At 54.9% G+C, this 21803-nt stretch carries 20 protein-coding genes; 13 read left to right on the top strand and 7 right to left on the bottom strand.

Annotated features, from left to right (window positions below; genetic code table 11):
* Positions 1-148 precede the first annotated feature (148 nt).
* From WBY09_RS14315 to WBY09_RS14300, 4 genes are all read left to right on the top strand, one after another.
* A complete protein-coding gene (locus WBY09_RS14315) occupies positions 149-1165 on the top strand; it encodes a GGDEF domain-containing protein (protein WP_336233086.1) in 1017 nt (338 codons plus the stop codon).
* 153 nt (positions 1166-1318) lie between these two features.
* The gene (locus WBY09_RS14310) at positions 1319-2425 is read left to right on the top strand and encodes a GGDEF domain-containing protein (RefSeq protein ID WP_336233085.1); all 1107 of its coding nucleotides are present in this window, start codon (positions 1319-1321) and stop codon (positions 2423-2425) included.
* Positions 2426-2507: 82 nt separating this feature from the next.
* Positions 2508-3692 carry an NAD(P)/FAD-dependent oxidoreductase gene (locus tag WBY09_RS14305; protein WP_286792385.1) on the top strand — a complete coding sequence of 395 codons (1185 nt, stop codon included), beginning with the start codon at positions 2508-2510 and terminating at the stop codon, positions 3690-3692.
* A gap of 120 nt (positions 3693-3812) precedes the next feature.
* Positions 3813-4004, top strand: a complete 192-nt coding sequence (locus WBY09_RS14300; protein WP_008889714.1) for a PLDc N-terminal domain-containing protein — start codon at positions 3813-3815, stop codon at positions 4002-4004.
* A gap of 68 nt (positions 4005-4072) precedes the next feature.
* On the opposite strand, the gene WBY09_RS14295 is transcribed toward WBY09_RS14300, so the two are convergent.
* Positions 4073-5839, bottom strand: a complete 1767-nt coding sequence (locus WBY09_RS14295) for a TRAP transporter permease (RefSeq protein WP_336233082.1) — start codon at positions 5837-5839, stop codon at positions 4073-4075.
* Positions 5840-5913: 74 nt separating this feature from the next.
* Positions 5914-6876, bottom strand: a complete 963-nt coding sequence (locus WBY09_RS14290; RefSeq protein ID WP_008889712.1) for a TAXI family TRAP transporter solute-binding subunit — start codon at positions 6874-6876, stop codon at positions 5914-5916.
* Positions 6877-7310: 434 nt separating this feature from the next.
* Here WBY09_RS14290 and WBY09_RS14285 point away from each other — a divergent pair, with 434 nt between their 5' ends.
* Both WBY09_RS14285 and WBY09_RS14280 read left to right on the top strand, forming a co-directional pair.
* Positions 7311-8726: an MFS transporter gene (locus WBY09_RS14285; RefSeq protein WP_197146552.1), complete on the top strand. Its 1416-nt coding sequence runs from the start codon at positions 7311-7313 to the stop codon at positions 8724-8726.
* Positions 8727-8930: 204 nt separating this feature from the next.
* On the top strand, positions 8931-11123 hold the full coding sequence (locus WBY09_RS14280; protein ID WP_210520737.1) for a malate synthase G: 2193 nt from the start codon (positions 8931-8933) through the stop codon (positions 11121-11123).
* 111 nt (positions 11124-11234) lie between these two features.
* Here WBY09_RS14280 and map read toward each other — a convergent pair whose 3' ends face one another.
* From map to pcaH, 4 genes are all read right to left on the bottom strand, one after another.
* A complete protein-coding gene (map, locus tag WBY09_RS14275) occupies positions 11235-11984 on the bottom strand; it encodes a type I methionyl aminopeptidase (protein ID WP_064781250.1) in 750 nt (249 codons plus the stop codon).
* A 48-nt stretch (positions 11985-12032) separates the two neighbouring features.
* Positions 12033-13703 carry a GGDEF domain-containing protein gene (locus tag WBY09_RS14270; protein ID WP_336233080.1) on the bottom strand — a complete coding sequence of 557 codons (1671 nt, stop codon included), beginning with the start codon at positions 13701-13703 and terminating at the stop codon, positions 12033-12035.
* Between the two features lie 194 nt (positions 13704-13897).
* A complete protein-coding gene (pcaG, locus tag WBY09_RS14265) occupies positions 13898-14527 on the bottom strand; it encodes a protocatechuate 3,4-dioxygenase subunit alpha (RefSeq protein ID WP_336233079.1) in 630 nt (209 codons plus the stop codon).
* 3 nt (positions 14528-14530) lie between these two features.
* Complete coding sequence (pcaH, locus tag WBY09_RS14260) at positions 14531-15244, bottom strand: protocatechuate 3,4-dioxygenase subunit beta (RefSeq protein WP_336233078.1); 714 nt, start codon at positions 15242-15244, stop codon at positions 14531-14533.
* Positions 15245-15348: 104 nt separating this feature from the next.
* Here pcaH and WBY09_RS14255 point away from each other — a divergent pair, with 104 nt between their 5' ends.
* Positions 15349-16329 (top strand): LysR family transcriptional regulator, encoded by a 981-nt coding sequence (locus WBY09_RS14255; RefSeq protein WP_336233077.1) that lies wholly within the window; start codon positions 15349-15351, stop codon positions 16327-16329.
* Positions 16326-16961 (top strand): trimeric intracellular cation channel family protein, encoded by a 636-nt coding sequence (locus WBY09_RS14250; RefSeq protein ID WP_336233076.1) that lies wholly within the window; start codon positions 16326-16328, stop codon positions 16959-16961. The genes WBY09_RS14255 and WBY09_RS14250 overlap by 4 nt, the downstream gene beginning before the upstream one ends.
* A 24-nt stretch (positions 16962-16985) precedes the next feature.
* Here WBY09_RS14250 and phnF read toward each other — a convergent pair whose 3' ends face one another.
* Positions 16986-17699, bottom strand: a complete 714-nt coding sequence (gene phnF, locus WBY09_RS14245; protein WP_287444231.1) for a phosphonate metabolism transcriptional regulator PhnF — start codon at positions 17697-17699, stop codon at positions 16986-16988.
* A 133-nt stretch (positions 17700-17832) separates the two neighbouring features.
* On the opposite strand from phnF, the gene phnG reads away from it, so the two are divergent.
* Genes phnG through phnK form a run of 5 tightly spaced genes read left to right on the top strand, consistent with a single transcriptional unit; the run spans position 17833 to position 21802 of the window.
* The gene (gene phnG / locus WBY09_RS14240) at positions 17833-18333 is read left to right on the top strand and encodes a phosphonate C-P lyase system protein PhnG (protein ID WP_336233075.1); all 501 of its coding nucleotides are present in this window, start codon (positions 17833-17835) and stop codon (positions 18331-18333) included.
* A complete protein-coding gene (gene phnH, locus WBY09_RS14235; protein ID WP_336233073.1) occupies positions 18330-18953 on the top strand; it encodes a phosphonate C-P lyase system protein PhnH in 624 nt (207 codons plus the stop codon). Before phnG ends, phnH begins: the two co-directional genes overlap by 4 nt.
* A 2-nt stretch (positions 18954-18955) precedes the next feature.
* Complete coding sequence (locus WBY09_RS14230) at positions 18956-20089, top strand: carbon-phosphorus lyase complex subunit PhnI (protein WP_336233072.1); 1134 nt, start codon at positions 18956-18958, stop codon at positions 20087-20089.
* Between the two features lie 4 nt (positions 20090-20093).
* Positions 20094-21020: an alpha-D-ribose 1-methylphosphonate 5-phosphate C-P-lyase PhnJ gene (locus tag WBY09_RS14225; RefSeq protein WP_064781257.1), complete on the top strand. Its 927-nt coding sequence runs from the start codon at positions 20094-20096 to the stop codon at positions 21018-21020.
* Positions 21020-21802: a phosphonate C-P lyase system protein PhnK gene (gene phnK, locus WBY09_RS14220; RefSeq protein WP_443082663.1), complete on the top strand. Its 783-nt coding sequence runs from the start codon at positions 21020-21022 to the stop codon at positions 21800-21802. The genes WBY09_RS14225 and phnK overlap by 1 nt, the downstream gene beginning before the upstream one ends.
* Position 21803 lies beyond the last annotated feature (1 nt).

Here is a 21803-nt window from a genome sequence, read left to right as displayed (position 1 = left end):
GCAGACGTGAACAAACCAATAAAACTACAACTGCTGCGCTCTGTACGCGCATGTGGGAAAGCTGATATACTGCGTGTGCGAAATGCGCAGCCCAGACTTAAAGAAGTGCCTTTACATCCGACGATATCACTCCTTCAGGTTCCCAGGAATGCCTCAGCAAGAACAATACCGGCAGCGGTCATACGCGCTGTCGCGCGAAGCGCTGGAATTGATCAATGAATTGGGTTTGAGTGCAAACCCGATCAATTATGCTGTGTTCTTTGCCTATGTCGAAAAATCAAACGATGACCTTGTTGCGCTGATTGATATTCTGCGCGGCAACAAGCGTGCGTTGGATGATGTCAAATGCCACGAGCTTTATCAGCGGTTTATCGAGCCCAGTCGGGCAGAGCTTCTGCGTGAAACCATGTCCCATGATATGCACCGGCAGGTTTCCGATCTGATTGATCGACTGGCAAAAGGCAAGGACGTCATCAGCACTGCCGAACTCAGGAATGCCGCCCACGATCTTTTGGGGATGGAAAACCGTGCCAACGCGCAACAAAGTGCTAAAGGCGAGAACGATGCCGATCCGGCGCCGGTCGAGGTTACCCAGTTGCTTCTTGATCTTGAGGAAATGAAACGCGAAGCCCACACAGACGGGCTCACGGGGATTGCCAACCGCAAGGCCTTTGACGAAAGCCTCCGCGACGCAGCAATGACAACGATGGAACGGGGTGAGCCCCTGAGCATCCTTTTGATCGACATTGATCATTTCAAACGGGTCAACGACAAACATGGTCATCAAGCTGGCGACCAAGTCATCAGGACATTGGCCAAGACCCTGCAGCAGAATGTCAAAGGACGCGACACCACCGCGCGCTATGGCGGTGAGGAGTTTGCCGTCGTTCTTCCGGCCACGACGCTTGCGGACGCCATGCGGGTCGCGGAAAACATTCGCGCATCAATCGAGTCTCTTCATGTGAGAAGTTTCAACCGCAACGAAGATCTGGGCCGAATCACGGCATCTGTCGGGGTTGCGACGTATCGGCTTGGTGAACCCCTGACCCGCGTGATAGATCGTGCCGACCAGGCGCTTTATCTTGCCAAGGCGAATGGTCGAAACTGTGTGATGAACCAGAATGACCTTCTGACCCAGCCGATCAATCGCGCAGAAAGCGCATAAGCGCCCCCATCACAATTGACCTGTTTTATCATGTGAAATCAAAAATCGCCTGGATCACGGGGGATTTGATGATTTAAATCAAACCTTTCGCATATGCGTTTGCATAGGATGTTGCCGAAACTTATGGCGACATAATTCTACTGCAGGCAATTGATGAGCGCGTACGGGTTTAATCACAGAACAGCTCAACAGCACAGCAACGCTGCCCACAAACTGATGGAAGAGTTGGGTGTGGTTTCGCATCCGGACAATTTCCAGCTGTTTTTTACCTATGTCGCGCATACGAACTTCGATCTTTGCCGCACGATCGACATTCTGCGCAGCAACCATCGTGAATTTGACGAAGCACAGTGCGAAGAGCTCCATACCCGTTTCTTCAGCGACAAGCGCGAAAACGAAATCATCGAACGCATTTCAAACGACTTGCGCGCACAGTTGGGCAGCATCCTTGATACCGTGAACAAGGTCGGCGTCGACACCCGGAAATACAAAAAGGCGCTTGATCACTTTTGCTCCTATGTCGGGGACAAGAACCGCAACCTCAGTAATCTTGAACAGGCACTTCATACCCTTCTGGGTGCCACCCGCGAGATGGAGGGCGTCAACCGCAGCCTTGAAAGCCGGTTGACGAACAGTTCGTCGGAAATCAACCGTCTGCGCGAAGATATGGAAAATCTGAAACGCGAAGCCATGACCGACGGGCTGACCGGCATTGCCAATCGCAAGGCATTCGATATGCAACTGCGCGATGGCATGATGCATGCCATGGAAGACGGTCAACCGCTTTGCCTTTTGCTTCTTGATATTGATCACTTCAAAAAGTTCAACGACACCTATGGACATCAGGTCGGTGATCAGGTGATCCGGTTGATGGCAGAATCGCTGAAACGCAATATCAAAGGCCAGGATACTGCCGCGCGCTATGGCGGCGAGGAATTCGCAATCATCCTGCCAAGCACATCGCTTGGCAATGCCGTGTTGTTTGGCAACAAGCTGCGTCAATATATCGAAAGCCACAAGGTCGTGACCAAAAGCGGCAAGACGATCATCAGCAAGGCGACGGCGTCAATCGGGGTGGCTGAATTCCGGCCCGGCGAACCGGCCGCCAAACTGATCGAGCGGGCCGACAGGGCGCTTTACTTCGCCAAGGAAAACGGCCGCAATCAGGTTGCAAGCGAACAACAGATTGAACAATCCAAAACCACCAACAAACGCGGGGACTTAAAACCCCCGAGTTCCAGAGGCATTGCCGCCGAATAGGTATTTGCGCCACTGGCACTGACAAGGCCACGTTTTCCACGTATAAGCAGGTCCGAAATTCACATGAATGGGTCTGACGGGCTTGAAAAATATTGATGTTCTTGTCATCGGGGCGGGTGCGGCCGGCCTGATGTGCGCGATTGAAGCAGGAAAACGCGGAAGAACCGTCGTGGTGGTTGATCATTCGACCAAACCGGCGGAAAAAATTCGTATTTCCGGTGGTGGGCGCTGCAACTTTACCAATATCCATACCAGCCCGGAAAACTTCATTTCCGAAAACAAGCGGTTCTGTGTTTCAGCGCTTAAACGCTATACCCAGCAAGATTTCATTGATCTGGTGAACCGGCACAATATCGCCTGGCATGAAAAGACACTCGGCCAGCTTTTCTGCGATGAATCGTCCTTTCAGATCATCGATATGTTGCTTGATGAATGCGATGCCGCCGATGTGACGATCAAGCTAAATACCGAGATTTCCAACATCATCAAACGCGATGATGATGGCTTTGACGTCACCACGCGCACCGGCGCGCAATGGACCTGCTCATCGCTGGTTGTCGCATGTGGCGGCCTGTCGATCCCGAAAATCGGTGCTACCGGCTTTGGCTATCAGATCGCACGTCAGTTCGGCATTAATGTCATTCCGACCCGTGCCGCACTTGTGCCGTTTGTTTTTGATCCGGATCTGCGTGCACGTACTGGCGAACTTTCGGGCATATCCGTTGATGCCATCGTTCAATGTAACAAAAAGCAATTCCGCGAAGGATTGCTGTTCACCCACCGTGGCCTTTCCGGCCCGTCGATCCTGCAGATTTCATCCTATTGGAACGAGGGCGACAGCATTACGGTGAACCTCAACCCGGAAGAAGATGCGTTCGATCTTTTGAAAACCGCCAAGGGTGAAAACCCGAAACAGGCGGTTCACACGGTTCTGTCACGCATCTTGCCAAACCGCCTTGCCCAGATGATTGCGTCCACCCATGGCCTTGATCGCCCGATTGGAGAAACCGGTGACAAGGCACTGCGCAAATTGGCGATGGATGTCAATCAATGGGCCCTGACACCAAGCGGCACCGAGGGGTATCGAACGGCCGAGGTCACGGTTGGTGGGGTCGACACCAATGCCCTGTCATCGAAAACCATGGAAGCCCGTGATGTGCCCGGCCTTTATTTCATTGGCGAAGTGGTTGATGTCACGGGCCATCTTGGCGGCTTCAATTTCCAGTGGGCATGGTCATCGGGCTGGTCTGCCGGACAGGTGGTTTAAACTCCCTTCCGAACCCGCCTGATGCACTGATTGAATTCAGTGCGGGAACAAACAAGAAAACCAATCGTTTGAGTTGTAAGCGCGGTGCAGATACCGCAGCAACAAATGTGAGGTTGGAACATGCTTGAATATGGTGGAATTATCGGACTTCTCGTCCTGATTGCCGATATCTGGGCAATCGTGAATATCATGGGCAGCGGTGCAAGCACCGGTGCAAAAGTATTGTGGACAGTACTTGTTGTTGTCCTGCCGGTCCTTGGCCTGATTATCTGGTTCTTTGCTGGCCCGCGCAGCGGACGCGCGACCGCTTAAAACCGGTTAAATCATTTCCCTCAATGACGAAAAAGGCCGACAGGAAACTGTCGGCTTTTTTCGTGGTTCTAAACACCCGCAGCAAAAATCACCGCACCCCCAAGTGCAACCATCCCGATCCGTTGCCAAACAGGTCTGGGGGCGATCAGGCCATATGAAATGGCCGTCAAACCCACCGCGACCTTAATCCCGGCGATGATCGCCCAAACCGGATCGCTGCCAAGTTCAATCAGCGTGCTGTTGGCAATCATCGCCAGTGGCACGATATAAAGCCCGATACCAAGCGCCATTGCCGTTCCGGCGACCTTGAGCCAGTTTTCCTCGACCATGCCTGCGGCAATGAACACCGCCCCGCAAACCGGCGGCGTAATTGTCGATAAAAGCGCAAACCAGAACACAAACAGATGCGCCTGAAGCGGTTCAAGCCCGAGCTCTATCAACGCGGGCCCGGCAACCGAAACACAAATCACATAGGCCGCCGTGGTCGGAACTTCCATACCAAGGATCAGACAGGCGAGTGCGGTCAGCAAAAGCGCTGGCCACAACATGCCACCCGATCCGGAAATCAGTAGCGAGGTGATCTTCACACCAAGTCCGGTCAGGCCGAGAACGCCGATAACGATCGACGCGCACAAGATGATCGAACCGATCATTGCCACCTGACGTCCGGCATTAAGGCAGACATCGGCAAATCGTTGTTTGCTGCGCGGTAAATCAACCGTCAGATCCGCATCAAGCAACAGCAATGCTGCCCCCGCCAAAAGCGCCAGACAGGCGGCATATTGTGGTGTGTAACCACCGCCAAACATGCCCCAAAGCAAAATGGTAAATGGCACCAGGAAGAAGGCCGATGTGATTACAACCGAACGCAGGTTCGGGCGATCTTCCTTTGGCACACCGGGAAGGTCATAACGCATGGCAAAGGCATTGATGCCAACCCAGACGGCAAGGAAGTAAAGGACGGCCGGCAAGATGGCGGCAACCATGATATCGACATAAGGCTTGCCGGTAAGTTCCACCATGACAAACGCCCCTGCCCCCATCAGTGGTGGCATGATCTGCCCACCACTGGATGCCACGGCCTCAACCGCAGCCGCCAGACGTTTGGGGTAACCAAGCTTGGTCATGGCAGGCAGGGTGATTGCCCCGGTCGAGGCCACGTTCGCAGATGCAGACCCCGATATCGAGCCAAACAGCGCGGACGACACGACTGAAACCTTCGCCGCCCCGCCCTTAAGCCGACCGGCGGCCGCACCTGCGACATTCATAAATCCCTGACCGGCTTCGCCGCCATTCAGAACCGCCCCGAAAATAACGAAGATCGCCACGATATTGACCGACACGCCCGTCAGGCTGCCCCAAAGGCCGCCCTCTGCGATGGTCAGGGTGCCCAGCATGCTTTCAACTGGCAACCCGGCATGGCCAAACTCGCCCGGAATATATTGGCCAAACAGCGCATAAAGCAGTGCAATTGCCGCCACCGTCGGCAACGGCCAGCCAATTGCCCGACGTGCCATTTCAAGCACAATCAGCAATAACGCCGCTGCCAGCACGATCTGGCTATTTCCCATCAGGAAACCGTATTGGTCGCCAAGCGTCTGATGATTGGCAACGATCCAACCACACCCGATCAGACCAATCAGCGTCAGGATGATGCCAGAGATTTTCTGTGCGCGGGTTTTGGCAACAAAAATCAACGCCCAAGGCAGGGCAAGCGCCATATGGATCGGGCGGCTAACAAGATTGGGAACCAATCCTGAAAAAATCAGCCACAGGTGAAAGGCAATTGAAACGGCGCCAAGGGCGATCCAGAAGGGACGAGTGGTGGCTGACATAATCTAAATGGCTTGTTTGACAAGAAACGACCCGGCAAAACTGCCGGGCCTTGAACATGTTATCTGATCAGCACTTAGCGCTGATCGTCGCGGATGGAGAACCCGACTTCGTCATAGTAACGCAGTGCACCGGGATGCATTTTGCCCGTGATGTTGGCAAGCATTTCCGGGCTGACACCATTCCACCAAGAAGAGCTTTCACCCATTTTCGCCTTCTGCTCCCAGAAGGTTTTGGTCAGCGCATAGGCCGTATCGGCATCCATCTGGGTGGTGGCAAAGGCAACAACCGAAAGCGATGCGGTGGTGATGTCTTCTTCCTGACCGTTATAGGTCCCGGCCGGAATGACGGTTTTGTCACGCTTGGTCTCGGCAAGCTGGTCTTCGGACAGCGACAGAACAATGACATCGGTTCCTGCCGCGGCCTCGATCACGTTCGGCGCTGGCCAGGAGCCCGCGGTCACGAAACCATCGATCTGACCGTTTTTAAGGGCGGCAACCGCATTGGAAAGTTCGGCATCCGCCAGATCGACCTTGCCTTCAAGACCAAACAGCTGAAGATATTTTTCACCTTCGCGCGCGCCAAAGGATCCCTTGCCAAGCAGGATGGTCTTGCCCTCGAGATCGGCAAAGCTGGTCGCACCGGAATCAGCACGCATCACGAAATGCATGGTCAGCGACGGGATCGGGAACAGGGCGCGGACTTCGGCAAACTTTTCGGTCGGACGTCCGTCAAACGGGCCTTTGCCGTTCTGTGCCAGGCTTACGAGACCGGGCGGGGAGGTGAAGACATAATTGCCCGGACGCACCATGGCTTCCATGACGTTCTGAACCGAACCCTGGCTTTCCTCTACGGTGACGATGATATCACCATCGGTGCCGGTTTTCATTGCCTCGGCAAACTGGGCGGCCATCTGGTAATAGGATGACGCGGCCTTGGCCGATTTCAGGGTGACGCGGGTTTCAGCCTGCGCGGCATTCGCCACGGACAAGGCCATCATACCGGCGGCAATCACACCGAGTGTGCGCAAAATTTTCAAGGTTTCCTCCCCTTGTATGGTCGGTTCATCAGTTGGCTTGAATGCCGATTATCATCAATGAACCTGAAGTCTGGTGGCGAAACGCAAAATCCAACCCCGGATCGCGGGAATTTTGGCAAATTGCGTCTGATTTCGGTCCATAGAAAGCATCAACACCCCCAAGGTCAAGCTGCTTGTGCGATTTTCACCGAACAAAGCCTGCTTAGGCGCCAAGTAAAGCCGCTTTACACATATCAGTTGCGCGAAACCGGCACTATGCGCGTGGGCCAAGCGGGATTAAAGAAGGTTCATAATTTTTGCGGAACTTCTTGTGCGCCGTGGTGTTAAACACAAAATGCACTATTCCCCTTGTGTACCAAGGGCTTGTAAGGATTGACACGGTCGATCCCCTTGCCGCAGGGTGCCTGCCTGATTGAAACTCAAACGAGGATGCCATGCCGCGTTCGCCGGTCGCCCTTATTATTGCACTGTCTGCAACGCTGTTCGCCGCGTTTGCGCTGAATAGTGGGGCATCTCTGCAATCATCGCTGCTTGCACTGCGTGCATCCGCCGAGGGATTTGCGCCGGTCTATACCGGTATCATCATGGCATCCTATTATATCGGGTTCGTTGCCGGCATCATCTGGGGGGCGAGCCTTGTCAACCGGGTCGGCCACATCCGGACGTTTGCCGCACTGGCATCGGCCGCGTCGGCCATCACACTTTTACATGCCGTTCTGGTTGATCCGATTACCTGGTCGCTGTTTCGCATCATGACCGGCTTGTGCGTTTCGGGCCTGTATCTGGTGATTGAAAGCTGGCTGAACGCGCAGGCGGACAATACATCGCGCGGTGGGACGATTGCGATTTACATGACGGTTTCGCTTGGCGGGCTGGCGATTGGTCAGCTGTTGCTCAATGGTGCCCCAGTTAGCAGTTTCGAGCTGTTTACGGTGGCTTCTGTCCTGCTGTCGCTGTCGCTTGTTCCGCTTGCCCTGACCCGTCAGCCACCGCCGTCTGCGGTCAGCGGTGAACGCATGACATTCCGCCGTCTTTACAAGATTTCGCCGCTGGGCTTCGTTGCCGCATCGGGTGCAGGTGTGCTTTCGGGGGCGGTTTATGGTGTCGGGCCGGTTTTCGCGGCTGACCTCGGACTTGCGACCAATGAGATCGCCTATTTCATGTTCTTCGTCATTCTGGGCGGCATGATCATGCAATTTCCGATCGGCAAGATTTCGGACATGGTGCCGCGCCAATATGTGATGATTTTCGTTCTGACCGGGCTTGCGATCTGTGGATTTTTCCCGCTGGTTGCGCCGGATCTTGTCCGCGACAATCTGACAGTCTGGGGCGGGATCACGGGCGTGTTCATCATGCCGGTTTACGGCCTGGCTGTGGCTTATGTGAATGACTATCTTGAGCCGGAGGATATTGTTCCTGCGTCTGGTGGTCTTCTGATCATTTATGGCGGGTCTGCTGCGTTTGGTCCAATTCTGGGATCCAGTGCAATCGGTTATTTCGGCCCATGGGCCTTGCCGGTCCTGTTTTCAATCGTTGGCATTTGCGTTGCGAGCTTTGCAACGTACCGCGCTGGCTTTGGCCGTCGTATCTCGATCGAGGAACAGGGTCAGTTCGTTGCCGTGCCCCGCACCACGCCAATGGCGTTTGAGCTGTCACCGATTACGGACGACATCAGTCTCAATGACGAAGACGACAGCAAAGAGCCAGATAATGAAACAAAACCAATGGACCCCCATGATCTGCAAGATGTGCTGACCCCGGATGGCACGGCACATCCCGACGACATTGGACAGGTGCCACCAGCAGACAGCGACGGCACGACAGATCCGAATGCAGACAAGAAGATGTGAATGTCTGTCGATTGGGGCAGAATGATCAGGCTTCCATAATGCGGAAAACATCCCGCAATTTTGAAACCGGCTGTGGACCCGGGCCTGCTTCAACCCATATGTTGTGAACCAACGATAGGCGAGTTGCCTTTGCCGCGCTTTATGTGTTCGTCGGCAAAGCCATATTAATCGCCCGAAACAGTTCCAAGTCTGGTGAGAGAAAACATGACCCAACGCATCCAAGAAGGCGGACTTCAGATTGCAAAAGTGCTGCACGATCTGGTGGCCAACGAAGTCATTCCGGGAACCGGGATCAGTTCCGATCAGTTCTGGGCATCCTTTGAAAAGCTCGTCACTGAACTTGGACCACGCAACAAGGCGCTGCTGGCAAAGCGCGATGAATTGCAGGCCAAGATCGACCACTGGCATCTGTCGCGTCAAGACCAGCCACGCGACCCGGCTGCCTACAAGGAATTCCTGACCGAGATCGGTTATCTGCTGCCAGAAGGCGATGATTTCTATATCACCACCACCCATGTCGATCCGGAGATTGGCCGGGTGGCGGGTCCGCAGCTTGTCGTGCCGGTGATGAATGCGCGTTATGCGCTTAATGCGGCCAATGCGCGCTGGGGCAGCCTGTATGATGCGCTGTATGGCACCGATGTCATCGACGAAGCCGACGGCAAGGAAAAGACCAAGTCATTCAATCCGAAACGCGGTGCTGCGGTTGTGGCTTATGCCGCGAACTTCCTTGATGAAGCCGCCCCGCTTGCAACCGGCAAACATGCCGATGCCACAAAATACGAAGTGCGCGAAGACGCATCAGGCTGGTGGACGCTGGTTGTCACCCTGTCTGATGGCAGCGAAACCGCACTTGAGCTGCCCTCCCAGTTCATCGGGTATAACGAAAAGGACGGCAAGCTGACCGATGTCTTGCTGCGCCGTCATAGCCTACATATCGAAATCCATATCGACCCGACGCATCCGATTGGCAAGGAACATGCCGCGGGCGTGTGCGATGTCATCCTGGAATCCGCGGTCAGCACCATTCAGGATTGCGAAGATTCGATTGCCGCCGTGGATGCCGAAGACAAGACCGTTGCCTATCGCAACTGGCTTGGCCTGATGAAAGGCACGCTTGAGGAAAAATTCGAGAAAGGTGGCAAAACGATCACCCGCCGCCTGAACCCGGACCGGACCTATCAGGGCTTTGACGGGACTGAAGTTGTCCTGCCGGGCCGCAGCCTGATGCTGATCCGTAATGTTGGTCACCTGATGACCACGGATGCGGTGCTTGATGCCAATGGCGACGAAGTCCCGGAAGGCTTCCTTGACGCCATGGTTACCAGCCTGATCGCCAAGCATGACGTGATCGGCAATAACGAACTTTCGAACTCCCGCCATGGCAGCGTCTATATCGTGAAGCCGAAAATGCACGGCCCCGAAGAAGTCACGCTGACCAACGATCTGTTTGCCTTTGTCGAAAAGGCGATTGATCTGCCCGAACATACCCTTAAGGTCGGCATCATGGATGAGGAACGCCGCACGACGGTCAACCTCAAGGAATGCATCCGTGCCGCCAAGGACCGTGTGGTCTTTATCAATACCGGCTTCCTTGACCGTACCGGTGATGAAATCCATACCAGCATGGAAGCCGGCCCCATGGTCCGCAAGGAAGCGATGAAAGACCAGTACTGGATCGCGGCCTATGAAAACTGGAACGTTGATATCGGTCTTGAATGCGGCATGAAGGGCGTTGCCCAGATCGGCAAGGGCATGTGGGCCAAACCGGACCGCATGGCCGAAATGATGGAAGCCAAGATCGGCCATCCCAAGGCCGGTGCAAAATGCGCCTGGGTTCCGTCACCGACCGCGGCAACCCTGCACGCCATCCACTATCACCAGGTTGATGTCCGTGCGGTTCAGGACGAGATTGGCAAACGCGAACGCGCAAGCCTTGATGACATTCTGGCGATCCCGCGTCTGGGTGACATCAAACCGATGCCAAGCGAAATCCAGGAAGAACTTGATAACAATGCCCAAGGCATTCTGGGTTATGTTGTGCGCTGGATCGATAGCGGGATCGGCTGTTCCAAGGTGCCAGACATCAATGATGTCGGCCTGATGGAAGACCGAGCGACGCTGCGTATTTCAAGCCAGCATATCGCCAACTGGCTCCATCATGGCCTGTGCAGCGAAGAACAGGTAATGGAAACCATGAAACGCATGGCCGCCGTCGTCGACAAACAGAATGCCGGTGACCCGACCTATCGCAACATGGCCCCGAATTTCGATGACAGCATCGCCTTTGCGGCGGCCTGTGATCTGGTGTTCAAGGGTCGCGAACAGCCGAACGGCTACACTGAACCGGTCCTGCATGCGCGCCGTCGCGAAGCCAAGGCAAAATACGGTTCGTAACCGCAACACCGCACTTCAAACACACACAAAACAAAAGCTGCCCGACACATTCGGGCGGCTTTTATGTTGCAATAAATGCTGCAGCATAGACTGCAACATTTTTACTGGGGATCAATTCCCCAGCGTCATGATTTCATAGCCCTTTTCGGTGACAACAAGGGTGTGCTCGTACTGCACGGTTGCGTCACCGGTATCGGCATACAGGGTCCAGCCATCTTCGCTATCAAGCGCCCATTTCGCGCCACGTGACAGAAACGGTTCAATGGTAATCACTTGCCCCTTTTTAAGAGCACGGCGTTCCTTAGGGTCATCCCAGGTCGGGATGGTGTGGGGATGTTCATGCAGCGACTTGCCAATACCGTGGCTGGCAAGATTGCGGATCAGGGTATAGCCACCCTTGCGGGCGAACATTTCGATCTTAAGCCCGATCTCGCGGATAGGCGCCTTGTCACGCACCACCTTGATGCCCGCCCACATGGCTTTCTTGCCGTCTTCGCAAAGCTTGGCGATTTCGGGCTTTGCCGTGCCGCAGATGAAGCTGGCCCCGGTATCGGAAAAATAGCCATCAAGCGATGCCGAAACATCGATATTGACCAGATCGCCATCGGCGAGAACCAGATCACCGGGAATACCGTGCGCGACCGCGTCATTGACACTGATACAGGTCGCGCCGGGGAACTTGTATTCGCTTTCCGGGGCGGACACCGCACCGGCATCCTCAAGAACCTTGCGGCCGATATCATCAAGCTCGGCGGTGGTGATGCCCGGGACGATGGCCGCCCCCATGACATCGCGCGCACGGGCACAGATTCGCCCGATCTTGCGCAATTGTTCGAGTTCTTTTTCAGATGAAATTGTCATGAAATGCTTATTGCGATGCCCTGAGACAAAGTCAAGAAAACCCGCATCTCATGCCAGCGACGACTTGCTGCCGGACGGCTCACCATCATCAGAAGCAAGCACATAACAGTTCTTGCCGCGCGCCTTGGCGGCATAAAGGGCATCATCTGCCTGATCAAGAAGCACATCGATGGTCTTGCCTTGCACCGGACAAAGGGCAATGCCGATGCTCATATGAATGGAAACGCGATTGCCGCCGGTAATGAAGGGCATCTGGATGTCGTTCAATATCCGTTCGGCCAACATTGTGGCTTCGCCCTCGCCACTCGTTCCGACATGGCACACCACCACCATCTCATCACCACCCAGACGCACAACCAGATCGCCACCGCGCACACAACGGCGCAACCGTTTTGCGACCTCGCGCAGGACATCATCGCCAGCTGAGTGACCGAACTTGTCATTGATCGGTTTAAAGTCATCAAGATCAAGCATCATGACCGCAAGCTGGGTCTTGTGGCGATCAGCATGGGCAAGGGCATGTTCGAAATAGACATCAAGTGCCAGACGGTTACCAAGCCCGGTCAGGTTATCGTGATGGGCAATGTGTTCCATCTGGCCAAGGGCCGCGTCCTTTTCCGTCAGTTTGGCCAGCAAGGCATTGAGGCTGTTTGACAGGATCTTGATTTCTCTTGCGCCATCAAAGTCGGGCAGACGTTCAATTTCGCCACGTTTCATCGCCTCGATCGAACGGGCCATCTTGCCGATCGGTCCGACAAAGAAACCAGCCCCCCACCATGCAATCACGCTGGAGATGATACTTAACGCCAAGCCCCACGCCATGATGTCACGGCGCAGGACATAAACCGGCTCAAGCGCCTCTTCGACGGGCTGACGCACCAGGATTGACCAGTTCAGACCGGCATAATCAAGATGACCATCGGCCGGGGCATAGCCCGTCAGATATTCTGCGCCATCCGGCCACGTGCTGATCTTCCATCCGATATTGTTGCGCTGTGCCTGCTGCAGAGCATCAAGTTCAAGCGATGACCCGACCATCGCGCCATCCGCCCCCAAAAGAACGGTGCCATCGGCTGATACGACAAATATATCCACATCCCGATGGATCCCCTGCCCGGCAAAAAGGGTTTTACGGACATTATCGGCCCATTCCCAACTCAGATGGGTGGCAAATACACCGGTGAACTGATCATTTTTATTGAATAGCGGAACGGCAATATCGACAAACTGGATCGGCTCCCCGTTATATAGCGGGAATTTTTCAGCCAGCAATTTCGCATCGTGAACATCGCCGATGAACTGTCCGTTCTTGCCATACTGATAAACCGGGCGCTGCGCGATATTGGCCCCGAGCAACAAGTCATTCGTCGACGCAACCACCGTCCCGTCGCGATCAAGCACGCCTATCCAGGTGAAGATTGGAATTTCGCGGCTTAGGCGATTGACGATACTGGAAATCTGTTGGGTATCTTCGAGCTCTTGCAGGACAGAGAGCGTGCTTAGGACCGAAACCTCGCCACGGTGGGTCCACATGGTACGGTCAAGTTCATCAGCCATCTGACGGGCAATATCAGAAACGCCCAGACCAATCTGCTTTTGCAGATCTGCACCGGATCGCTTTCCGACCACAAAGCTCATCAGGACAGTCAGTCCGACCAGCAGCAGCGCTGTTGCCAGAGCTACTTGAACGCGGATTCCGACCTGCAACAACTTGTTCAAGGCTGATCCTCTCACTCTCTATCACCGGGGTCTTTTTGTTGTTTTTGAAACCCTCAGCAGCGGTTGTTTTACCACACCGCTTTTATGGACGTGAATATAAGAATCAGCAGACGGCATTTTAAGTAGGTGTTTCAACAAAAATGCGGCAACCGCGAAAGGCGATCACCGCATTATCACTATAGCTTTACGCGCTGCTAGATATCGAAAAACACGGTTTCGCCATCACCCTGCAAGACGATGTCAAACCGGTAGACCGGGATCGATCCACTGTCATCACGATCAGCAATCAGGGTCTTGCGACGGGTTTTCTGTTCGATCAGGTTCAGAACAGGATCAGCCGCATTCGCATCTTGTTCATCGGCGAAATACATCCGGGTATTCAGCCCGATATTGATGCCCCGTGCCACGATCCAAAAGTTGATATGCGGCGCCATGTCTTTGCCATTGCGACCGGAAACCACGCCTGGCTTGATTGTTTCAAAGCGATAGACGGCGGTATCGAAATCTGTTCCCGTCCGGCCCCAGCCGCGGAAATCCTCATCGATTTTGCCAGAATTCTGATGGTCAAGTTCGTGGTTGTAGCGCCCGTCTGCATTGGCCTGCCAGATTTCAAGCAGCGCATCACGCAGTGGCGTTCCGGTACCGTCAATCACCCGTCCTTCGATGATGATCCGTTCCCCACGGGTGTTTTCATCGGCCAGTACGTTGGTGAAATTGTTTTCAAAAATGTCAAAACCGGCCAGACTGGGAATGAGCCCAATATGCACGTATGGGCCCGCCGTCTGGGAAGCGGTTTCTTTGAGATAATCAAGGCTTTGCACCATGGATCAGTTTCCTTCCAGACGATTTTCAAACAGGGTTGAACGACGGCCGCGCAGAACGATGTCGAACTTGTAGGCAATGGTATCAAGCGGCACCGAGCCCTTCAGATCAATCGGCGCAATCAGGCGGTTGATCGCATCTTCGTCCGGGATGACATGCACAATCGGACATTCCTTGATCAATGGATCGCCTTCGAAATACATCTGGGTGATCAGGCGCTGGGCAAAGCCGGATCCGAAGACCGAAAAATGAATGTGGGCCGGACGCCAGCTATTGACGTAGTTGCGCCACGGATACGGACCCGGCTTGATAGTGCGGAAAAAGTAGTAACCTTTTTCATCGGTCAGCGCGCGGCCACAGCCGCCAAAGTTCGGATCGATCGGCGCAAGATAGGTATCTTTCTTGTGGCGATAGCGTCCGCCGGCATTGGCCTGCCAGAATTCGACCAGCGTATTGGGCACCGGACGGTTGTTTTCATCCAGAACCCGCCCATGCACGATGATACGTTCGCCAATCGGATCGCCATCCTTGGCATAGTTTCGGATCAAATCGTTATCAAGCGGACCCAGTTCGTTCTGACCGAAGACCGGACCGGTAATTTCCGACAAGGATCCTTGCAGCGACAACAGCGACTGGCGCGGGGAACGCGCAACCGATGTTTTGTAGATCGGGGTGTAGCCTGCTGGCTGCAGCGTTCTGTCACGCTGATAGAATTCCATGATTTTTCCTCCGCAGATGATGCTCCGGACTGTTGAATGTCCGCGTTAAACGCATCCTGCGTGGCCAATTGCATAAAATAAATGCATCATTTATCATCTTATTCATGAGCAATTTTGATCATTTGGAACTGGACGGCCATGCGCTGCGTCTGTTTCTGGCCGTTCTTGAAGAAGGGTCGGTCACGGCTGCCGCCGAACGGCTTGGCGTGACGCAATCGGCGGTCAGTCATAACTTGACCAAATTGCGCCGGATCATGCGCGATCCGCTTTTCACCAAATCCGGGCGCGGGATCGTGGCAACTGCGCATGCACAAAACCTGGCCGAACAGGCGCGGTTTCTTCTTGATCAGATGCAGGCCTTTGCCAGTGGTGCGCATTTCGAACCCGATGGCGCATCCATGAGCCTGACCATTGCCGCCAACGATCTGCAGCGTGATCTGTTGTTGCCGACGCTGTTTCGCAATCTGGAAGGCGCGCTTGCCAATATCCGGATGACGGTGGTGCCGTCCCTTCTGCCCGGACCGGCCTTGTTGCGCGAAAATCATTGCGATCTTCTGATTTCGCCGCGGCCACCCGAAGGTGTTGATATCGTGCAAAAGCGTCTTCTGACCGATCATTACATGGTGTTTTATGATCCGGAGATGCGCGACGCCCCGCAAAGCGATGACGATTATCTGTCCGCACGCCATATCACGGTGCGCTATGGCAATAATCGCACGCTTGAGTTTGACGATATGCTTGAAAATCAGGGTGTTAAACGCAACATCGTTTTGCGGGTACCGAACTTTACCGCCATTGCCGAATTCCTGCGTGGAAGCAATATGATCGCAACCTTGCCTAGCCTTCTGCAAAAACATGCGCTGCGTGATTTTGCCCGTGCGCCGATGCCGCTCGCAGGCCTTAAGAAAGGCACGCTTGATCTTCCTATTTTCATGTGTTGGCACCAACGCTATCAGCACGATCCATCGCATCTCTGGCTGCGTGAACAGCTTGAAGATGTTGCAGCAGCCAGATTGCGCATGCCGATAGAACATCCCGTTTCGCAACCCACAGATCACGGGCAGGCCCCGCAAAGGACATCATGACGATTACTGAAATCATCTATTGGCTTGAACTGGCGGGGGTCGCCGTTTTTGCGATTACCGGCGCGCTTGAGGCATCCCGTCGTCAGATGGACATGGTCGGATTTGTCCTGATTGCGACCTTTACCGGTATTGGCGGCGGCACTGTGCGCGATGTCATTACCGGGGCAACACCGGTTTTCTGGATACGCGATACCACCTGGCTTGTGACCTGCATCGGGGCTGCCGTCATCACCTACTTCACCGCCCATCTTGTCGAACGACGTTATGTTGCTTTGCTGTGGCTGGATGCACTGGGACTGGCAATGTTCGGGGTCACTGGGGCGGCCATCGGCCTTAATCTGGGGGTATCCCCGTTGGTCGCAATCGTTCTGGGCATGATCACCGCCACCTTTGGCGGCATGGTGCGTGACGTGGTCTGTAACGAAATCCCGCTGATCCTGCGCCCGGAGATTTATATCACCTGTGCGCTGGTCGGTGCAGGGATCTATGTGATTGGCACAGCGATCCTTGATTTGCCGCGCGGGCCGATTGCCGTGATTGCGTTCTTTGCCTCATTCCTGATGCGGGCATGTGCGATCAAGTTCAAGCTAAGCTTCCCGGTCTACAGGGCCCGTCCGGGTCGGGAATACTAGGGCAGCACACCCGCTACCCATTCCCTACTCGACGATCAACTGAACCCGGTCGCTTGAAAAGGCGGTGACACCGTATTCGATTGGCGCACCGGCTGAATCAACATCGACACTTTCCGTCGAAATCACCGGTCGATTGCGCGCCTGTTTAAGCAGGTTGGCCACACGTGATGACGGAAGCGTTGCCGAAATGCGCGTGGTCTTTCGTGTGTAGTCATCAATCCCAAAGCGCTTGAAGGCCTCCGTAAGCGATTTGGTTTCGACAAATATCTCGACAATTCCGTCAAAGCGCGCGGCAGGAAGATAACTTGTCGCAACCGCAAGCGGGACGCCATCGGCCTCGGATACCGAAAACAGTTCAATCACCCGCGTGCCCGGTTTGACATCCAGGAACTGCGCGATGGTCGAATTGGCTTTGAGGACCTCGGACGAGATCAGGCGTTTGTCGGGCAAGCGATGGCGGCCCGATACGATCTGCGAAAACCGGGTTTTCGAACCAAGCGGGTAGTCAAGGATCTGTTCCTGAACAAAGGCGCCGCGCCCCTGTTCGACACGGACAACATTGGAATCGACAAGTGCGGCCATGGCACGGCGCACCGTATGACGATTCACCCCAAAGCGCCGGACCAATTCCATCTCGGTCGGCATCTTTTCGCCGGGTGTGAAAACGCCCTCCGAAATATCAGCCAGAAGCTGCTTTTCTATTTGCTTCCAAATAGATAGGCCTGGTTCCCAATCCATTGCATTCCCCGTTCACAAAACTTTCACCGCAAGACCTTTGCCTTCGGTGCTGGATCGTCTTATAACGTCAATAGGTATAGACGTCTAGACAAATTTTGAATTTGTCGACATAAGTTGAAAAGGGATCAATTTGATGACGGCGCACCCCGCCCCGAATGCCCGGACAGATCAAAACCGGAATGCAGACACCCCCACCGATCCGCATATTGCCGCGCGCCAAAGATGGATGTCGGTTTTGGCCCGCACACCGCGCGCCCGCCTTGAAACCGAATGGTCGGAAAACCACGGTAGTGAAAGTTGGACGCACCTGCGCGAACCGCAAATCGGCATGGTGATGGTCCGCGGCCGTGCTGGTGGCGCCGGACAGCGTTTCAACCTTGGCGAAATGACGGTGACGCGTTGTGCCGTCACACTGTCTGACGGCACGGTCGGGCATTCCTACGTCAAGGGACGTGATCGCATTCAGGCGCAATATGCCGCCCTGTTTGATGCGGTGATGCTCCGCGACGGATCGGCAAGCGATTTCATCGACACCCTGGCCGCCGAACAGGCCGCAGCCAAACGCGATCATGCGCGCAAGGTTGCCGCCACCAAAGTTGATTTCTTCACCCTTGTCCGCGGAGAAGACGAATGACGCCCCAACCCCAATCCCCCCCCGCCCAGACAAGTGACTTGTTGCCCGGTTTTGACCATGCGGCATTTGATTCAAACGCTGTTTTCCGCGCCCTGCTTGATGCGATGTCGCGGCCCGGTCGCATTTATGATTTGCCGGTCAGTGTTTCCGCGCCCGATGGCCTGAACAAAGCCGCCACCGCAACGCTTCTTGCCATGGCCGATATGGATACGACCATCTGGCTGTCACCAAGTTGCGCGACCAAGGCCGCAGGCGATCATTTGAAATTCCATTGTGGTTGCCCGATCAGCACGGATGTCAAACAGGCCGATTTTGCAATTGCGCGCATTTCCGATGATCTGTCCTTCGTCACAGACCTTGCCGTCGGCAATGCGGAATATCCTGATCAATCGGCAACCCTGATCCTGATGGTCGATGAGATTTCAGATCGCCCGTCCATGACCCTGAAGGGGCCGGGCATCAAGGATACGCACAGCCTTTGCATCAAGGCGCTTCCTGAAAGCTTCCACGCATGGCGCGCAGAAAACCATCACCTGTTTCCCTGCGGTGTTGATGTGATTTTCGCAAGCGAAACCCAGATCGCCGCCCTGTCGCGAACCACCCGGATCGAGGTCATTTAATCATGTATGTTGCAGTAAAAGGTGGCGAACGCGCCATCAACAATGCGCACAAGCTTCTGGCCGAGCAGCGCCGCGGCGACAAGACCATTGCCGAGATCGAAACCGATCAGATCGAACAGCAACTGTCGCTATCCGTCACCCGCGTCATGGCCGAAGGGTCGCTTTATGATCGCGATCTGGCCGCCCTTGCCATCAAGCAGGCCCGTGGTGATTTGATCGAGGCGATCTTTTTGATGCGGGCCTATCGCACGACTTTACCGCGTTTTGCCTTTTCCAAGCCGATCAAAACCGCCGAAATGGACGTATCGCGTCGCATTTCGGCAACCTTCAAGGACTTGCCCGGCGGACAGATCCTGGGCCCGACCTTTGACTACACCCATCGCCTGCTGGATTTCACCCTGATGGCCAACGGCGAAGCACCGACCGAGGCACCGAGTGGTGAAAATCCGATCGATGAGACCATGCCGCGCGTTCTGGATGACATCCTGAACTATGAAGGTCTTATTCAGGATGAACCGGTTCCGGTCGATGAAAACGCCCCGGTCGCCGATCTGACCCGCGAGCCGGTTAAATTCCCGGCCGGGCGCGACTTGCGTTTGCAGAACCTGTCACGCGGTGATGAGGGATTTGTTCTGGCACTCGGTTATTCCACACAGCGCGGCTATGCCAACAGCCATGCCTTTGTCGGTGAGATCCGCTATGGCACCGTTTCGGTCGAGATCGAGCCAGAAGAACTCGGCTTTGCGATTGATATCGGTGACATCGAACTGACCGAGTGCGAGACGGTCAACAAGTTCAAGGGATCAAAAACCAAGCTGCCGCAATTTACCCGTGGCTATGGTCTTGTGTTTGGCCAGAACGAACGCAAAGCCATTTCGATGGCCCTGGTCGATCGTGCCATGCGCGCCAATGAAATGGGCGAACAGATCATGGGCCCGGCACAGGACAGCGAGTTCGTGATGGAACATAGCGACAATGTTCAGTCCACCGGCTTTGTCGAACATATCAAGCTGCCACACTATGTCGATTTCCAGGGCGAACTTGAGCTGGTGCGTCGCATGCGCGCCGAGGTCGAGGAACGTCTGGCGAAAGCCGAAGCTGAGAATGGCACATCCCAACCCGAGGCCGCGGAGTAATCCCATGGAACAGACTGTCAAAAATCCGGCCGACGGGGCACCGGACTATAATTTTGCCTATCTTGACGAACAGACCAAACGCATGATCCGTCGCGCCCTGCTTAAGGCCGTGGCGATTCCGGGCTATCAGGTCCCGTTTGCCGGACGCGAAATGCCGATGCCCTATGGCTGGGGCACAGGGGGCGTTCAGGTGACAGCCGCCGTAATCGGCCCGAATGATACGCTTAAGGTCATTGATCAGGGGGCGGATGACACCACCAACGCGGTTTCCATCCGGCAGTTCTTTGCCAAGACAGCACAGGTGGCCACCACGGAAAAGACCGCCGAGGCATCGATCATTCAGACCCGCCACCGCATCCCGGAAAAGGAACTGCGCGAGGATCAGGTTCTTGTTTATCAGGTGCCGATCCCCGAACCGCTTCGCTTCCTTGAGCCGCGCGAAACCGAAACGCGCAAGATGCATGCGCTTGAAGAATACGGGCTGATGCATGTGAAGCTTTATGAAGACATCTCACGTCATGGTCATATCGCGACGACCTATGCCTATCCGGTGATGGTCGATGATCGCTATGTGATGGACCCGTCCCCGACGCCAAAGTTCGACAATCCGAAAATGAACAATATGGCGGCCCTTCAGCTTTTCGGGGCTGGTCGCGAAAAGCGCATTTATGCCCTGCCGCCCTACACCAAGGTCAAAAGCCTCGATTTCGAGGATCATCCGTTCGAAGTCCAGACCTGGGAAGATGAATGCGGCATGTGCGGTGCGCGCGACAGTTACCTTGATGAAGTCATCCTCGATGATCAGGGGAACCGGATGTTTGTCTGCTCAGACACCGATTACTGCGCGGAACGACAAGAAGCCGGCCATCGCGGCCCGCAACATCATGACCAACCCCTAGGTAGCGCAGATCGCGGAAAGGCAGCAGAATAATGACCCAAATGAACGAACCGCTTCTGCGCGTGGATAACCTGACCATGATGTATGGCGACCGGGTTGGCTGCAAGGATGTCAGCTTTGAACTCCGCCCCGGTGAAGTGCTTGGCATTGTGGGTGAATCAGGATCTGGCAAGTCCACTTTGCTGCGCAGCATTTCCGCCCAGCAGGAACCGACCAACGGGACGGTTGAATATCAGACCCGCATTGATGGCGTGCGCGATGTCTATCAGATGTCCGAAGCACAGCGTCGCCTTTTGATGCGCACCGACTGGGCGTTTGTCCATCAGAACCCGCGTGATGGATTGCGCATGAATGTCAGTGCCGGGGCCAATATTGGCGAACGGCTGATGGCGATCGGTGATCGTCATTATGGCAACATCCGCAGCAATGCGGACAGCTGGCTTGGCAAGGTTGAAATCGCGTCAGAGCGCCTTGATGACCTGCCCTCAACCTTTTCGGGCGGCATGCAGCAACGCTTGCAGATTGCCCGCAACCTCGTAACCAGCCCGCGCCTCGTCTTTATGGACGAACCCACGGGTGGGCTTGATGTTTCTGTTCAGGCCAGATTGCTCGATCTGCTGCGCGGGCTGGTTCACGACCTTAATCTTGCGGTGATTATCGTCACCCACGATCTGGCAGTCGCCCGACTTCTTTCGCACCGGCTGATGGTGATGCAACAAGGTAAGGTCATTGAACATGGCCTGACCGATCAGGTTCTTGATGACCCGCAGCATCCCTATACGCAGCTGCTTGTTTCTTCCATTCTGCAAAACTGAC

The sequence above is a fragment of the Thalassospira sp. CH_XMU1458 genome, assembly GCF_037027205.1.
GTDB classification, from domain to species: domain Bacteria; phylum Pseudomonadota; class Alphaproteobacteria; order Rhodospirillales; family Thalassospiraceae; genus Thalassospira; species Thalassospira tepidiphila.
Note: the sequence above shows the minus strand (reverse complement) of the source record. Positions and strands in the feature narration are given on the sequence as shown.

Coding starts and splice junctions, on each gene's coding strand:
- WBY09_RS14315 (WP_336233086.1), top strand. CDS start 149: ATGCCTCAGCAAGAACAATACCGGCAGCGGTCATACGCGCTGTCGCGC.
- WBY09_RS14310 (WP_336233085.1), top strand. CDS start 1,319: ATGAGCGCGTACGGGTTTAATCACAGAACAGCTCAACAGCACAGCAAC.
- WBY09_RS14300 (WP_008889714.1), top strand. CDS start 3,813: ATGCTTGAATATGGTGGAATTATCGGACTTCTCGTCCTGATTGCCGAT.
- WBY09_RS14295 (WP_336233082.1), bottom strand. CDS start 5,839: ATGTCAGCCACCACTCGTCCCTTCTGGATCGCCCTTGGCGCCGTTTCA.
- WBY09_RS14285 (WP_197146552.1), top strand. CDS start 7,311: ATGCCGCGTTCGCCGGTCGCCCTTATTATTGCACTGTCTGCAACGCTG.
- WBY09_RS14280 (WP_210520737.1), top strand. CDS start 8,931: ATGACCCAACGCATCCAAGAAGGCGGACTTCAGATTGCAAAAGTGCTG.
- map (WP_064781250.1), bottom strand. CDS start 11,984: ATGACAATTTCATCTGAAAAAGAACTCGAACAATTGCGCAAGATCGGG.
- pcaG (WP_336233079.1), bottom strand. CDS start 14,527: ATGGTGCAAAGCCTTGATTATCTCAAAGAAACCGCTTCCCAGACGGCG.
- pcaH (WP_336233078.1), bottom strand. CDS start 15,244: ATGGAATTCTATCAGCGTGACAGAACGCTGCAGCCAGCAGGCTACACC.
- WBY09_RS14255 (WP_336233077.1), top strand. CDS start 15,349: ATGAGCAATTTTGATCATTTGGAACTGGACGGCCATGCGCTGCGTCTG.
- WBY09_RS14250 (WP_336233076.1), top strand. CDS start 16,326: ATGACGATTACTGAAATCATCTATTGGCTTGAACTGGCGGGGGTCGCC.
- phnF (WP_287444231.1), bottom strand. CDS start 17,699: ATGGATTGGGAACCAGGCCTATCTATTTGGAAGCAAATAGAAAAGCAG.
- phnG (WP_336233075.1), top strand. CDS start 17,833: ATGACGGCGCACCCCGCCCCGAATGCCCGGACAGATCAAAACCGGAAT.
- phnH (WP_336233073.1), top strand. CDS start 18,330: ATGACGCCCCAACCCCAATCCCCCCCCGCCCAGACAAGTGACTTGTTG.
- WBY09_RS14230 (WP_336233072.1), top strand. CDS start 18,956: ATGTATGTTGCAGTAAAAGGTGGCGAACGCGCCATCAACAATGCGCAC.
- WBY09_RS14225 (WP_064781257.1), top strand. CDS start 20,094: ATGGAACAGACTGTCAAAAATCCGGCCGACGGGGCACCGGACTATAAT.
- phnK (WP_443082663.1), top strand. CDS start 21,020: ATGACCCAAATGAACGAACCGCTTCTGCGCGTGGATAACCTGACCATG.